This window comes from Pseudomonas cavernae (genome assembly GCF_003595175.1).
In the GTDB taxonomy this organism is placed as follows: domain Bacteria; phylum Pseudomonadota; class Gammaproteobacteria; order Pseudomonadales; family Pseudomonadaceae; genus Aquipseudomonas; species Aquipseudomonas cavernae.
Map to the genome: position 1 here is coordinate 2,489,532 of NZ_CP032419.1, position 15,788 is coordinate 2,505,319.

Annotated in this window: 7 protein-coding genes; all 7 read left to right on the forward strand. The window is 67.2% G+C overall.

Features of this window, described 5'->3' with window-relative positions; genetic code table 11:
• Window positions 1-34: 34 nt before the first annotated feature.
• Complete coding sequence (locus D3880_RS11435) at window positions 35-1,738, forward strand: autotransporter assembly complex protein TamA (RefSeq protein WP_420800871.1); 1,704 nt, start codon at window positions 35-37, stop codon at window positions 1,736-1,738.
• Window positions 1,735-5,409, forward strand: coding sequence for a translocation/assembly module TamB domain-containing protein (locus tag D3880_RS11440; RefSeq protein ID WP_119893570.1), 3,675 nt, complete (start codon window positions 1,735-1,737; stop codon window positions 5,407-5,409). The genes D3880_RS11435 and D3880_RS11440 overlap by 4 nt, the downstream gene beginning before the upstream one ends.
• Before the next feature lie 236 nt (window positions 5,410-5,645).
• Window positions 5,646-6,149 carry a thiol peroxidase gene (gene tpx / locus D3880_RS11445; protein ID WP_119893571.1) on the forward strand — a complete coding sequence of 168 codons (504 nt, stop codon included), beginning with the start codon at window positions 5,646-5,648 and terminating at the stop codon, window positions 6,147-6,149.
• Window positions 6,150-6,485: 336 nt separating this feature from the next.
• Window positions 6,486-7,811, forward strand: coding sequence for an MdtA/MuxA family multidrug efflux RND transporter periplasmic adaptor subunit (locus D3880_RS11450; protein WP_119893572.1), 1,326 nt, complete (start codon window positions 6,486-6,488; stop codon window positions 7,809-7,811).
• Window positions 7,808-10,909, forward strand: a complete 3,102-nt coding sequence (locus D3880_RS11455) for an MdtB/MuxB family multidrug efflux RND transporter permease subunit (RefSeq protein WP_119893573.1) — start codon at window positions 7,808-7,810, stop codon at window positions 10,907-10,909. Before D3880_RS11450 ends, D3880_RS11455 begins: the two co-directional genes overlap by 4 nt.
• 152 nt (window positions 10,910-11,061) lie before the next feature.
• Complete coding sequence (locus tag D3880_RS11460) at window positions 11,062-14,169, forward strand: multidrug efflux RND transporter permease subunit (protein ID WP_119893574.1); 3,108 nt, start codon at window positions 11,062-11,064, stop codon at window positions 14,167-14,169.
• Between the two features lie 149 nt (window positions 14,170-14,318).
• Window positions 14,319-15,779 carry an efflux transporter outer membrane subunit gene (locus D3880_RS11465; protein WP_420800829.1) on the forward strand — a complete coding sequence of 487 codons (1,461 nt, stop codon included), beginning with the start codon at window positions 14,319-14,321 and terminating at the stop codon, window positions 15,777-15,779.
• Window positions 15,780-15,788 lie beyond the last annotated feature (9 nt).

Here is a 15,788-nt window from a genome sequence, read left to right on the forward strand (position 1 = left end):
CATGAGTTTCCAAGGAAAGATTGCGACGGTCCTGATGCTGCTGGTCGTCGCCTCCACCGCACTGGCGCAAGGCCAATTGGACGTGCGCATCGAGCCGCGCAACGCCGCGCTGAAAAGCAATGTGGAAGGCTACGTCGGCAACCTCGCCGCACCTGACGAGGCGGCGCTGCAACGCCTGCGCCGCAGCGCCGAGGTGCAGGCACGGCAGGCCGCCGAAGCGCTGGGCTATTACCAGGCGCGGATCGACAGCGAAGTGAAGACGGTCGAAGCCGGCAAGCCAGCGCGGCTGATTCTGCATGTCGAACCCGGCGAGCCGGTGCGCTTGCGCGAGGTGACGGTGCGTATCGAAGGCCCGGCGACCCGGCTCAAGGGCTTCAGCCTGCCGCACAGCGCCCAGCTCAAGCCCGGTGCGCAGCTCAACCACGGCAGCTACGAGGACGCCAAACGGCTAATCCAGAACCAGGCGTCGCGCTACGGCTTCTTCCGCGGCCAGTTCACCCGCCAGCGCCTGAGCGTCGACCCGCCAGCCGGCGTCGCCGATATCGAACTGGTCTATGACAGCGGCCCGCGCTACCGGCTCGGCGCGGTGAAGTTCGCTGGCGACGCGCCGTTCGACGAAGAACTGCTGCAACGCATGGTGCCGTTCCAGCCCGGCACGCCCTACGACTCGGAACTGATCGCCGACCTCTACCAGTCGCTGCAGGGCAGCGGCTATTTCGACAGCGTGCGGGTCGACGCGGTGCCGGCCCAGGCCAGCGCCGAAGCAATCCCGGTGGATGTCCAGCTGACCACCCGCAAGCCGCGCACCTTTGGCCTCGGCGGTGGTTTCTCCACCGACGTCGGCCCGCGCGGGCGCTTCAACTGGACGCGTCACTGGGCCAATCCGCAGGGCCACAGCTACGGCTTCGAGAGCGAACTGTCGGCGCCGCGGCAGAACGTCGGCCTGTGGTACGACATCCCGCTCGATCCGCCGCTGACCGACAAGTTGCGCTTCGCCGGCGGCTACCAGTACGAAGAGATCGCCGATACCGACAGCCTGAGCAAGCTGCTCAAGCTCGGCCCGGAGTGGCACCACCGCACGGACGGCGGCTGGCAGCAGGTGCTGTCGCTGAAGTGGCAGCGCGAGGAATTCCGCCTGGGCGACGACTCCGGTCTGAGCAACCTGTTGCTGCCGGGCGTCAGCTACGCCTACCTGCAGAGCGACAACCGCCTCGACCCGCACAACGGCTATCGCCTGCAGTTCGATGTGGCGGTGGCGAAGAAGGGGCTGCTGTCGGATGCCGACGTGGTGCACGGCAACGTCATGCTCAAGGGCCTGACTACCCTGTGGCAGCGCCACCGCCTGCTCGGCCGCCTGCAACTGGGCGGCACCGAAACCACCGACTACGATTCGATCCCGCCGTCGCTGCGCTACTACGCCGGTGGCGACCAGAGCGTGCGCGGCTACGACTACCAGTCGCTGTCGCCGCAGGATAACGAGGGTGACCGGGTCGGCGGCCGCTATATGGTCGCTGGCAGCGTCGAGTACCAGTACGCCATCGCCGAGAAGTGGCGGGTGGCGACCTTCGTCGACCAGGGCAACGCCTTCGACTCGCTGGAAATTCCCACCCTCAAGACCGGCGTCGGCATGGGCCTGCGCTGGGTCTCGCCGGTGGGGCCACTGCGCCTCGACCTGGCCCGCGCGCTGGACGGCGACGGTGGCTTGCGCCTGCACTTTTCCATGGGGCCGGAATTATGAGGCGCAAACGCATCGCCTTCACTTTGTTGGCGCTACTTCTGGCGCTGCCGCTGGCCGTTGCGTTGCTGCTCGGCACCAGCACGGGCAGCCGCTGGTTGCTGGGCTGGATGCCAGGCGTGCAGGTGGACGGCTTCGATGGCCGCCTGGGCGGGCGCTGGCAGGCCGAACGCTTGCTCTGGCAGCAGGACGGCCAACAGCTTGAGCTGCTGGCGCCGCGCTTCGAGTGGTCGCCGGCTTGCCTGCTGCGTCTGACCCTGTGCCTGGAGCGAGTCGAGGCGGAGCAGGTGCGCCTGGTTTTTCCGCCCGGCGCAGAGCGCGATGACACGCCGCTCAGCCTGCCCGCGCTGCGCCTGCCGTTGGCCATCGAGCTGGGCGAGGTGCGGGTCGGCAGCCTGACGCTGGATGGCGCGGAGCAACTGCGCGAACTGCAACTGCGCGCGCACTGGGCTGGCGACGGCCTGGCGATCGAGCGCCTGAGCCTGCGCCAGGGCGATCTGGCCCTCGCCCTGACCGGCAAGCTCAAGCCCGAGGGCGACTGGCCGCTCGAGGCGCAGGGTACGCTCGACCTGCCGGCGCCGGAGCAGCAACCCTGGCGCCTGGCTTTGCAGGCACGCGGCGAGCTGCAGCGCAGCCTGCAGCTGACGGCAGACAGCAGCGGTTATCTGGCCGGTCGCCTGATCGGCGAGGTGCAGCCGCTGGCCGAGCACCTGCCGGCCAGCGCCCAGCTCAGCACCGAGGGCTTCAAGGCCACCCGCGAATTGCCGGATACCCTGCGTCTCGACCAGGTGCAATTGAACGCCAGCGGCGATCTCAAGGACGGCTATCAGGTCCGCGGCAGCGCCAGCCTGCCGGGCGAGGGCGGTGCCGTGGCGCTGCAGTTGCAGGGGCGGGTGGATGCGCAGGGCGCCGATATCGCCGCGCTGCGCCTGGACGCCGGCCAGGATCGGCAGGCGACGCTGGAAGGTCGGTTGGACTGGCAGGATGGCTTCGCCGCAGACAGCCGCCTACGCTGGCAGGACTTTCCCTGGCAGCGCCTGTACCCCGTGGAGCAGGAACCGCCTGTGGCGCTGCGTCGCCTGAAAGCGGAGTTGCAGTACCGCGATGGCAACTACCTGGGCAATTTCGATGCCGCGCTCGACGGCCCGGCTGGCGCCTTCAGCGTGCAAAGCCCGGTCAGCGGCGATCTGCAGCAGGTGCACCTGCCTTCGCTGCAGCTGCAGGCCGGCCAGGGCAAGGCCGAAGGCCAGCTCAGCCTGCGCTTCGCCGAGGGGCTGGCCTGGGGCGCCGCGCTCGATCTCAGCGCCCTCGACCCTTCCTACTGGCTGAAAGAGCTGCCCGGCGAACTGGCCGGCACGCTACGCAGCCAGGGCGAATGGCGCGACGAGCAACTGCGCCTGAATGCCGACCTCAACCTCAAGGGGCGCCTGCGTGGCCAACCGGCGCTGCTGCAGTTGCAGGGGGCCGGCGCCGACAGCGCCTGGAAGTTCGAGCAGCTGGACCTGCGCCTGGGCGACAACCGCATCCACGGCAACGGCGCGCTCGATCAGCGCCTGCAGGGGCAACTGCAACTGGCCATGCCGCGCCTGGGCCAGCTCTGGCCCGGCCTGCAGGGCCGGCTCGACGGTCGTCTCGACCTGGCCGGCACGCTGCAGGCGCCGCAGGGCCAGCTGACGCTGCAAGGGCAAGGCTTGGCACTCGACGACCGGCGCCTGCAACGCCTCGAGCTCAATGCCCGCCTCGATGGCGCCCAGCGTGGCCGCTTGAGCCTGACCGGCGCCGGCATCCGCCTGGGTGACAGCGAGCTCGGCAGCCTGGTCGCCAAAGGCGAGGGGGATAGCCGCCGCCAGCGTCTGGACCTCGATCTGCAGGGGCCGCAGCTGCAAGCCGAACTCGGCTTCGACGGCGCCCTCGAGCAGCTGCCGAGCGGCTGGAACTGGCGCGGGCGCCTGGCGCGCGGCGAACTGCAGGCCGGCGGGCAGGACTGGCGCCTGCAGCAGGCGGCGCGGCTGGAGCGGCTGGCCGATGGCCGTCTCAACCTCGGCGCCAATTGCTGGGTGTCCGGCGCCGCCAGCCTGTGCGGCGAGGACGCAAAACTACTGCCCGAACCGCGTCTGCGTTACCGCCTGCGCGACTTTCCGCTGGCCAGTCTGGGCCCCTGGCTGCCGGACGACTTCGCCTGGGACGGCCAGCTCTCCGCCGACCTGCAGCTCGATCTGCCGGCCAGCGGCCCCAACGGCCAGGTGCGGGTGGATGCCGGCAGCGGCAACCTGCGCGTGCGCGAGCAGGGCCAATGGCTGAGCTTCCCGTACAGCCGTCTGGCATTGGAAAGCAGCCTGCGGCCGCAGCGCATCGACAGTCTGCTGCAGTTCCAAGGGGGACCGCTCGGCGAGCTCTCACTGCAAGCCCGGCTCGATCCGCGCCCGGCGAGCAAGCCGCTGGCCGGCGAATTCCGTCTGAGCGGCGTCGACCTGGCGGTGGCGCGACCCTTCCTGCCGATGGTCGAGCATTTGGCCGGGCGCCTGAGCGGCAGCGGCCGGATCAGCGGCGGCCTGCTGGCCCCGCGTATCGACGGCAACCTGAGCCTGAGCGGCGGCGAGATCAGTGGGCCGCAGCTGCCGACCCGTTTCGAGCAGCTCGAGGTGCAGGCGCAGATCGCCGGCGAAAGCCTGCAATTGCGGGGCAACTGGCGCAGTGGTGAGCAGGGTAAGGGCAGCCTGAGCGGGCAACTGAACTGGGCGCAGGCCATGGAAGGCGACTTGCAGGTGCGCGGCGAGCGGCTGCCGGTCAGCGTCGAGCCCTATGCCAACCTCGAAGTCGAACCGAATCTGGTGGCGCGGCTGGCCGAAGGGCGGTTGGCGATTGCCGGCCAGGTGCAGGTACCGCGCGGCACGATCGAGATTCGCCAGTTGCCGCCCTCGACGGTAAAAGTATCCGACGATGCGGTGGTGGTCGGCCGTCAGCAGGAGGAACGACAAGCGCTGGGCATGGCGATGGACCTCGACGTCGAGGTCGGTAGCGACAAGCTGAGCTTCAGCGGCTTTGGCCTGAATGCCGAATTGGCCGGGCGCTTGAAGATCGGCGACAACCTCGACACCCGCGGCGAGCTGGATCTCAACAATGGCCTCTACCGTGCCTATGGCCAGCGCCTGCAGATCCGCCGCGCGCGCCTGCTGTTCACCGGGCCGATCGACCAGCCGTACCTGGATGTCGAGGCGATCCGCCGCGTCGACGAGGTGGTCGCCGGCCTGCGCATCAGCGGCAGCGCCGCGCAGCCGCGCACCCAGGTGTTCGCCGAGCCGGCGATGAGTGAGGAGCAGGCGTTGTCCTACCTGGTGCTCGGCCGCCCGCTGGGTGGTACCGGCGAGGACAGCAACCTGCTGGCGCAGGCGGCGCTGGGCCTGGGCCTGGCCGGCAGTTCGTCGGTCACCGGCAGCCTGGCCCAGCGCCTCGGTATCAGCGACTTCCAGCTCGACACCAGCGGTGCCGGCCAGAGCACCAGCGTGGTCGCCAGCGGCAAGCTGTCCGAGCGCCTGAGCCTGCGCTACGGGGTCGGCGTGTTCGAGCCGGCCAGCACCGTCGCCCTGCGCTACGAGCTGACCCGCCGGCTCTATCTGGAAGCCGCCAGCGGCTTGGCCAGCTCGCTGGATCTGTTCTACAAACGCGATTTCTGATCGCGTGCCGGTTCCTGCAGCGGCCGTAGGATGGGTCGAGCGCAGCGATACCCATGCGGTCATGGTGAGGGCTAATCGTTGCGCGGGGGATTGGCCGCGAGGGCAGCTGGATAGGCTGAGTTGCGCCAGTCGGCCCGAGAAAATGTATACAATTGACCATAAGGTCAGGACATTTCTGCCCATGCGTGCTTAACTTTCCCGCCTACTCCTCCCACCCAACAAGAAGGACTCCTTCCATGTCTCAAGTGACCCTCAAAGGCAACCCGATCCAAGTCGACGGCGAGCTGCCGAAAGTTGGCCAACAAGCCCCGGCATTCAGCCTGGTCGGCAAAGACCTGGGCGACGTGACCCTGGCCAGCCTGGCCGGCAAGCGCAAGGTGCTGAACATTTTCCCCAGCATTGATACCCCGACCTGCGCCACCTCGGTGCGCAAGTTCAACGCCGAAACCAGCAAGCTGGCCAACACCGTGGTGCTGTGCATCTCCGCCGATCTGCCGTTCGCTCAGGCGCGCTTCTGTGGCGCCGAAGGCCTGGATAACGTGGTGAACCTGTCGACCATGCGCGGCGCCGAGTTCCTCAAGAACTATGGCGTGGCCATCGCCAATGGCCCGCTGGCCGGGGTCGCCGCCCGTGCCGTGGTGGTGCTGGACGAGCACGACAAGGTGCTGCACAGCGAGCTGGTCGGCGAGATCGCCAACGAGCCGAATTACGAAGCAGCCACTGCGGCGCTCACCAAGTAATACCCGGCAATATTAAAAACGGCCTGCTTAGTCAGGCCGTTTTTATTTGTGCGTCATGGGCTTAGAAGCGTAAGTGCGTGATGATTCGTAGGGTCGGTTAGCCGTAGGCGTAACCCACCAACCCTGTCGGACACCGGTGTCCAGGGCGACCGCGCCGCTGGGTTACGCCGCTACGCGGCTAACCCGCCCTTGGGAAGCGGTGCTCAACACTCAACTTTTTATTTGCGGGTCATGGGTTTAGAAGCGTAAGTGCAAGGTAAAAGGCCGGTAAAGAGGCTTTGCTTGGAGGCCGCCAGTGCTTATCGTGCAGTCTCCCCAAGACATTGACTGTGCATCATGGCCGATCGCTCCCTGAATACCCCTGCTTCCCGTTCCTCCCGTCGCTGGAAGATCCTCGGCTTAGGCGTGATTGCTGTCGCCGCGCTGGTCTGGTGGCAATGGCCGGCCTCGAAGAGCGAGGAGGGTAGCCGTGCCAAGCCGGAGCAGGGCTCCCTGACCCAGCCGGCCGGTGGTGGTCGGCGTGGTGGCCCGCCCGGATTCGGCGGTTTCAGCGCTGGTCCGACGCCGGTGCGCGTGGCCGCCGCCAGCGCGGGGGATTTCCCGGTCTACTACAAGGCGCTGGGCACGGTGACGGCGCTGAATACCGTCAATGTCCGCGGCCGCGTAGACGGCCAGCTGGTCAAGCTGCTGGTCGAGGAAGGGCAAATGGTCAAGGCCGGTAGCGTTCTCGCGCAGATCGACCCGCGCCCCTTCCAGGTCGCCCTGCAACAGGCCGAAGGTACGCTGCAGGAGAACCAGGCGCAGCTGACCAACGCCGAGCTGGACCTCAAGCGCTACCAGGGCCTGTATGCCGAGGACAGCATCGCCAAGCAGACCCTCGATACCCAGCAGGCGCTGGTCAACCAGTATCGCGGCACCATCAAGGGCAACCAGGCCGAGGTGGCCCAGGCGCGTCTGAACCTCGAATTCACCCAGGTCAAGGCGCCGATTTCCGGGCGTCTGGGCCTACGCCAGGTGGATGTCGGCAACCTGGTCAGCTCCGGCGACACCACGCCGCTGGTGGTGATCACCCAGACCCAACCGATCAGTGTCAGTTTCACCCTGCCCGAGCGCGACCTGCCGGACGTGATCGAGCACTACCGCAGCGGCCTGCCGATGGTGGTCGAGGCCTGGGATCGCGGCGACAGCCGCCTGCAGGCCGAGGGTGTGCTGCACAGCCTGGACAACCAGATCGACACCACCACCGGCACCCTCAAGCTCAAGGCGCGTTTCGCCAACGACAAGGAAAGCCTGTTCCCCAACCAGTTCGTCAACGTGCGCCTGCGCGCCAACACCCTCAAGGATGTCGTACTGGTGCCCACGGCGGCGGTGCAGTTCGGTAATAGCGGCTCGTTCGTCTATGTGCTCGATGGCGACAAGAAGGTGAAGATGCGCCCGTTGCAGGTCGGCCCCAACGATGGCGCGCGCACGGTGATCACCGCCGGGTTGAAGCCCGGCGAGCGGGTGGTGCTGGAAGGCACCGATCGCCTGCGCGACGGCAGCGACGTGGAGGTGGTGCACGACAGCGATGCCGTGCCGGCCACGCCGAGCGAGCAGCTGCACGGCGACGGTAGCGCCGTCGAGCAGCCGAACACGGCCAAAGCGGCAAAAGCCGGCGTATGAACCTGTCCCGGCTGTTCATCCTCCGCCCGGTCGCCACCACCCTGAGCATGCTGGCGATCCTCCTCGCCGGCCTGATCGCCTACCGGCTGTTGCCGGTGGCGGCGCTGCCACAAGTGGATTACCCGACCATCCGCGTGCTCACCCTGTATCCCGGCGCCAGCCCGGAGGTGATGACCAGTGCGGTGACCGCGCCGCTGGAACGCCAGTTCGGGCAGATGCCGGGGCTGGCGCAGATGTCCTCGACCAGCTCGGGTGGCGCCTCGGTGATCACCCTGCGGTTCGCCCTGGAGATGGGCCTGGATGTCGCCGAGCAGGAGGTGCAGGCGGCGATCAACGCGGCCAGCAATCTGTTGCCCAAGGATCTACCGGCGCCGCCGGTGTACAACAAGGTCAACCCGGCCGACACGCCGGTGCTGACCGTGGCGATCAGCTCCAAGACCATGCCGCTGCCCAAGCTGCACGACCTGGTCGATACGCGCATGGCGCAGAAACTGGCGCAGATCAGCGGCGTCGGCATGGTCAGCCTGGCCGGCGGTCAGCGCCAGGCGGTGCGCATCCGCGTCAATCCGGAAGCCCTGGCGGCCAACGGCCTCAACCTGTCCGACGTGCGCACGCTGATCGGCAGCGCCAACGTCAATCAGCCGAAGGGCAACTTCGACGGCCCGACGCGGGTGTCGATGCTGGATGCTAACGACCAGCTGAAATCCCCGGCGGAATACGAAGAACTGATCCTCGCCTACAACAACGGCGCCGCGCTGCGCCTGAAGGACGTCGCCACCATCATCGATGGCGCCGAGGACGAACGCCTGGCCGCCTGGGCCAACCAGAACCAGGCCGTGCTGATCAACATCCAGCGCCAGCCGGGTGCCAACGTCATCGAAGTGGTCGACCGCATCCAGGCGCTGCTGCCGAAGATCACCTCGACCATGCCCGCCGGCCTCGACGTCACCGTGCTCAGCGATCGCACCCAGACCATTCGCGCCTCGGTGCGCGACGTGCAGTACGAGCTGCTGCTGTCCGTCGCCCTGGTGGTAATGGTGACCTTCCTGTTCCTGCGCAAGCTGTCGGCCACCATCATTCCGTCGATCGCCGTGCCGTTGTCGTTGGTCGGCACCTTCGCCGTGATGTACCTGGCCGGCTTCTCGGTCAACAACCTGACGCTGATGGCGCTGACCATCGCCACCGGCTTCGTGGTCGACGACGCCATCGTCATGCTGGAGAACATCGCCCGGCACCTGGAGGCGGGGGACACGCCGCTGCAGGCGGCGCTCAAGGGGGCCAGGCAGATCGGCTTCACCCTGATCTCGCTGACCTTCTCGCTGATCGCCGTGCTGATTCCGCTGCTGTTCATGGCCGATGTGGTCGGCCGGCTGTTCCGCGAGTTCGCCATCACCCTGGCGGTGGCGATCCTGATTTCCCTGGTAGTGTCGCTGACCCTGACGCCGATGATGTGCGCACGCCTGCTCAAGCGCGAGCCGCAAGAGGCCGAGCAGGGGCGGTTCTACCGCGCCAGCGGCGCCTTCATCGACGGCATGATCGCCGCCTACGGTCGCGCTCTGCAGTGGGTGCTGCGCCATCAGCCGCTGACCCTGCTGGTCGCCATCGCCACCCTCGGCCTCACCGTGGTGCTCTACCTGGCGGTGCCCAAGGGCTTCTTCCCGGTGCAGGACACCGGCCTGATCCAGGGCATCTCCGAGGCACCGCAGGCGGTGTCGTTCCGCGCCATGAGCGCGCGCCAGCAGGAACTGGCGGCGATCATCCTCAAGGACCCGGCGGTGGATAGCCTGAGTTCCTACATAGGCGTCGATGGCGACAACGTCACGCTCAACAGCGGTCGTCTGCTGATCAATCTCAAGCCACACGGTGAACGCGACGAAAGCGCCAGCGAGGTGATCGCGCGCCTGCAGCCACGACTGGACCAGCTCAGCGATATCCGCCTGTTCCTCCAGCCGGTGCAGGACCTGACCATCGAGGATCGGGTCAGCCGCACCCAGTTCCAGTTCAGCCTGGAGTCGCCGGACGCCGACTTGCTGGGCGAGTGGACGCACAAGCTGGTCGAGGCGCTGCGTCAGAAGCCGGAGCTGCGCGATGTCGCCAGCGACCTGCAGGACAAGGGCCTGCAGGTGTACCTGAACATCGACCGCGACCTCGCCGGGCGCCTCGGCGTCAACGTCTCGAGCATCACCGACGCGCTGTACGACGCCTTCGGCCAGCGGCAGATCTCGACCATCTTCACCCAGGCCAGTCAGTACCGCGTGGTCCTGCAATCTCGCGATGGCGAGCAGATCGGCCCGCAGGCGCTGGGGCAGATCCACGTCGCCACCAGCGCCGGCACTCAGGTGCCGCTGTCCAGCCTGGCGCGGGTCGAGGAGCGCAATGCCGAGCTGGTGATCAACCACATCGGCCAGTTCCCGGCGGTCAACCTGTCGTTCAACCTGGCGGACGGCGTGTCGCTCGGCGAGGCGGTGGCGATCATCGAGCAGACCCAGCGCGACATCGGCATGCCGGAGGGCGTGCAGAGCCGCTTCCAGGGCGCCGCCGAGGCGTTCCGCGCCTCGCTGTCGAGCACCCTGCTGCTGATTCTCGCCGCGGTGGTGACCATGTACATCGTCCTCGGCGTGCTCTACGAGAGCTACATCCATCCGGTGACCATCCTCTCCACGCTGCCCTCGGCCGGGGTCGGCGCCTTGCTGGCCTTGTTGCTGACCGGCAACGACCTGGGCCTGATCGCCATCATCGGCATCATCCTGCTGATCGGCATCGTCAAGAAGAACGCGATCATGATGATCGACTTCGCCCTCGAGGCCGAACGCAACCAGGGCATGAGCCCGCACGATGCGATCTACCAGGCCGCGTTGCTGCGCTTCCGGCCGATCCTGATGACCACCCTGGCGGCGCTGTTCGGCGCCATTCCGCTAATGCTCGCCACCGGCTCCGGCGCCGAGCTGCGCCAGCCGCTGGGCCTGGTGATGGTCGGCGGGTTGCTGGTCAGCCAGGTGCTGACGCTGTTCACCACGCCGGTGATCTACCTGTACTTCGACCGTCTGGCGCGGCGTTTCGGGCGGAAGGAAGAAGAGGGTGAAGAGGTGGTGGTATGAGCGCGCCGAGCTGCTTTTCCTCCCCTCGCCCGTTTACGGGAGAGGGGCCGGGGGAGAGGGCGGGTGGTTCCCTCGCGAGAGTGCTTTCCCTCTCCCCAACCCTCTCCCATGAATGGGAGAGGGGGCTGTCCGTGCACGGATGGGACTTCTAGATGAACCTCTCTGCGCCCTTCATCCGCCGACCGGTGGCGACCATGTTGCTGAGCCTGGCGATCCTGCTGCTCGGCGGCCTGAGCTTCGGCCTGTTGTCGGTGTCGCCGCTGCCACAGATGGATTTCCCGGTGATCACCGTGCAGGCCAACCTCGCCGGGGCCAGCCCGGAGATCATGGCGTCCAGCGTCACCACGCCGCTGGAACGCTCGCTCGGCACCATCTCCGGCATCACCCAGATGACCAGCCGCACCGGTCAGGGCTCGACGCGGATCATCCTGCAGTTCGAGACCGACCGCGAGATCAACGGCGCCGCCCGCGACGTGCAGGCGGCCATCAATGCCTCGCGCAACCTGCTGCCCAGCGGTATGCGCAGCATGCCGACGTACAAAAAGGTCAATCCGTCGCAGGCACCGATCATGGTGTTGTCGCTGACCTCCGACGTGCTGGAGAAGGGCCAGCTCTACGATCTCGCTTCGACCATCCTGGCGCAGAGCCTGTCGCAGGTCAGCGGCGTCGGTGAGGTGCAGGTCGGCGGCAGTTCGCTGCCGGCGGTGCGCGTCGAGCTCGAACCGCAGCTGCTCAATCAGTACGGCATCAGCCTCGATGAGGTGCGCACGGCCATCAGCAACGCCAACGTGCGCCGGCCCAAGGGCGTGGTCGAAGATGCCGAGCGGCAATGGCAGGTGCAGGCCAACGACCAACTGGAGCGGGCCAAGGATTATCAGCCGCTGATCATCCGCTATCAGGACGGCGCTTCCTTGCGCCTGAGCGATGTGGCCAAGGTCCGCGACGCGGTGGAGGATCGCTACAACAGCGGCTTCTTCAACGACGATTCCGCCGTGCTGCTGGTCATCAACCGCCAGTCCGGCGCCAACATCATCGAAACCATCGAGGCGATCAAGGCGCAGCTGCCGGCCCTGCAGGCGGTGTTGCCGGCCAGCGTCAAGCTGGACCTGGCCATGGACCGCTCGCCGGTGATCCGCGCCACCCTGCACGAGGCCGAGCGCACGCTGCTGATCGCCGTGGCGCTGGTGATAGTGGTGGTGTTCCTGTCGCTGGGCAACCTGCGCGCCTCGCTGATTCCCGCGCTGGCGGTGCCGGTGTCACTGATCGGCACCTTCGCGGTGATGTACCTGTGCGGCTTCTCCCTCAATGTGTTGTCGCTGATGGCGTTGATCCTCGCCGCCGGGCTGGTGGTGGACGACGCCATCGTGGTGTTGGAGAACATCGCCCGGCACATCGACAGCGGCGAGAAACCGTTCCAGGCGGCCTTGCGCGGCACCCAGGAAGTCGGCTTCACCCTGCTGGCGATGAACCTGTCGCTGGTGGCGGTGTTCGTCTCCATCCTGTTCATGGGCGGCATAGTCGGCCAGCTGTTCAAGGAGTTCGCCATCACCCTGGCGGCGGCGATCCTGGTGTCGCTGCTGGTGTCGCTGACGCTCACGCCGATGCTCTGCGCGCGCTGGTTGAAACCCCATCGCGCCGGCCAGGAAACTCGCCTGCAACGCTGGAGCGAGCGCGTCCACGAGGACCTGGTGCAGTTCTACGACCGCAGCCTCGGCTGGGTGCTGCGCCACCCGCGCCTGACCCTGCTGAGCCTGCTGGCGACCATCGGCCTCAACGTCGCCCTGTATGTGCTGGTACCGAAGACCTTCCTGCCGCAGCAGGACACCGGCCAGTTGATCGGCTTCATCCGCGGCGACGACGGCCTGTCGTTCAGCGTCATGCAGCCGAAGATGGAAACCTTCCGCCGCGCGGTGCTCAAGGACCCGGCGGTGGAGAGCGTGGCCGGCTTCATCGGCGGCAGCGGCGGGATCAACAACGCCTTCATGATCGTGCGCCTGAAGCCGCGCGACGAGCGCGACCTCGATGCCCAGAAGGTGGTCGAGCGGCTGCGCAAGAACCTGCCCAAGGTGCCCGGCGGCCGGCTGATGCTGATGGCCGACCAGGACCTGATGTTCGGCGGCTCGCGCGAGCAAGACAGTTCGCAGTACCAGTACGTGCTGCAGACCGATGAGCTGAGCGCCCTGCGCGAGTGGGTGCCGAAAGTCGCCACCGCGCTCAAGACGTTGCCGGAACTGACCGCCATCGATGCCCGCGAGGGCAGCGGCGCGCAGCAGGTGACGCTGCAGATCGACCGTGAGCAGGCCAAGCGCCTGGGGGTCGACATGGCGATGGTCAGCACGGTGCTCAACAACGCCTACAGCCAGCGGCAGATTTCCACCATCTATGACAGCCTCAACCAGTACCAGGTGGTGATGGAGGTCAATCCGAAATACGCCCAGGACCCGAGCACCCTCGAGCAGGTCCAGCTGATCACCGCCGCCGGCCAGCGCGTGCCGCTGTCGACCTTCGCCCGCTACGAATACAGCCTGGCCGACGACCGGGTGAACCATGACGGCCAGTTCGCTTCGGAAAGCATCTCCTTCGACCTGGCGCCGGGTGTCAGCCTCGAGCAGGCGACCGTCGCCATCAACCGCGCGGTCGCTGCCGTCGGCCTGCCGACCGAGGTGATCGGCCGCCTCGGCGGTGCCGGCGATGCCTTCCAGAGCACCCAGAAGAACCAGCCGTGGATGATCCTCGGCGCCCTGGTGCTGGTCTATCTGGTGCTGGGCATCCTCTACGAGAGCTACATCCACCCGCTGACCATTCTCTCCACGCTGCCGTCCGCCGGGGTCGGGGCGCTGCTGGCGATCCTCCTGGTGCGTGGGCAGTTCAGCCTGATCTCGCTGCTCGGCCTGTTCCTGCTGATCGGCATCGTCAAGAAGAACGCCATCCTGATGATCGACCTGGCCCTGCAACTCGAGCGCGAGAACGGCCTGTCGCCCAGCGACTCGATCCGCCAGGCCTGCCTGCAGCGCCTGCGGCCGATCCTGATGACCACCCTGGCGGCCATTCTCGGCGCCGTACCGCTGCTGATCGGCGGCGCCGAGGGCGCGGAAATGCGCCAGCCATTGGGCATCACCATCGTCGGCGGCTTGATCCTCAGCCAGATCCTCACCCTCTACACCACCCCGGTGGTCTACCTCTACCTCGACCGCCTGCGCCACCGCTTCAATCACTGGCGCGGCGTGCGTACGGATGCCGCCTTGGAAACTCCTTTATGACAACCACTATGAAACCTGTTGCGCTTGGAGATACTGCGTTGAAAGCCGGCTCAGAATGCTCATTTACACTCGGTAAACTGCGCTTCTTCGCCGGTTTTCGCCTTGTCTCTCCTGCGCTCACGACGGTTTCACAGCGGTTGTTGAAACCTTTGTCTTTGGCCGTTGCCATCGCAACCCTCACTGCCTGCGCCGTCGGCCCCGACTACCAGCGCCCGCAAACCGACAGCCCGGCGGCCTTCAAGCAAGCCGCCGGCTGGAAGGCGGCGGCGCCGGCCGATGTCTTGCAGCGCGGCAACTGGTGGCAGCTGTATGGCGATGCCCAGCTGAACCAGTTGGTCGAGCGCCTGAACGCCAACAACCAGAGCCTGGCCAGTGCCGAGGCCCAGTACCGCCAGGCCCGCGCCTTGACGCGCGGGGCGCGCGCGGCGTTCTTCCCCACCGTCGGTGCCCAGGCCGGCGTCAGCCGCGCGGGGCAGGGTGGCGGCAGCAACACCATCAGCACCGGCGATGGCGTCAGTGTCAGCGGCTCGAATGCCGCGCGGGTGTCGAAGAGCTATGACACCAGCCTGTCGGTGAGCTGGGAGTTGGACCTGTGGGGCAAGCTGCGCCGCCAGCTGGAGGCCGAAACCGCGAGCATGGATGCCAGCGCCACCGATCTCGCCGGGGTACGCCTGAGCCTGCAGTCCGAACTGGTGCAGAGCTACCTGCAATTGCGGGTGCTGGATGAGCAGAAGCGCCTGCTCGACGACACGGCCAACGCCTATCGGCGCTCGCTGAAACTCACCGAAAACCAGTACAACGCCGGCATCGTGCCGAAGTCCGACGTCACCCAGGCGCGCACCCAGCTGAAAAGCACCGAGGCGCAGGCCATCGATCTGGAATACCAGCGCGCCCAGCTGGAGCATGCCATCGCCGTGCTGATCGGTGTGCCGCCGGCCGACTTCGCGCTGGCCGAGGTCGACCAGGTGCCGGCCCTGCCGGCGGTGCCGGTCGGCGTGCCTTCGGCGCTGCTCGAGCGGCGCCCGGACATCGCCGGCGCCGAACGCCGGGTCAAGGCCGCCAATGCCGACATCGGCGTGGAGCAGGCCGCCTACTATCCGGATCTGACCCTGTCGGCCAGCGGCGGCTACCGCAGCGGCAGCCTCAACGACTGGATCAGCGCCCCCAACCGCTTCTGGTCGATCGGCCCGGCGTTCGCCATGACCCTGTTCGACGGCGGCATCATCCGCTCGCGGGTCGAGCAGGCCGAGGCCAGCTACGACCAGACCGTCGCCGACTACCGCCAGACCGTGCTCGACGGCTTCCGCGAGGTCGAGGACTTCCTCGTCCAGCTTGAGGTGTTCGAGCGCGAAAGCACGGTCCAGGGCGAGGCGCTGGACGCCGCCCGCGAGTCGCTGCGGTTGATCGAAAACCAGTACAAGGCCGGCACGGTCGACTACAACAGCGTGGTCAATGTGCAGACCAGCGCGCTGTCCAACGAGCGCAACCTGCTCACCCTACAAGGCAGCCGATTGACCGCCAGCGTGCAGCTGATCGCCGCCCTCGGTGGCGGCTGGGACGCGCAACAGTTGCAGGACATACCGCCCATGCAGAACGCCTCAACCCGCTAACAGGCAAGG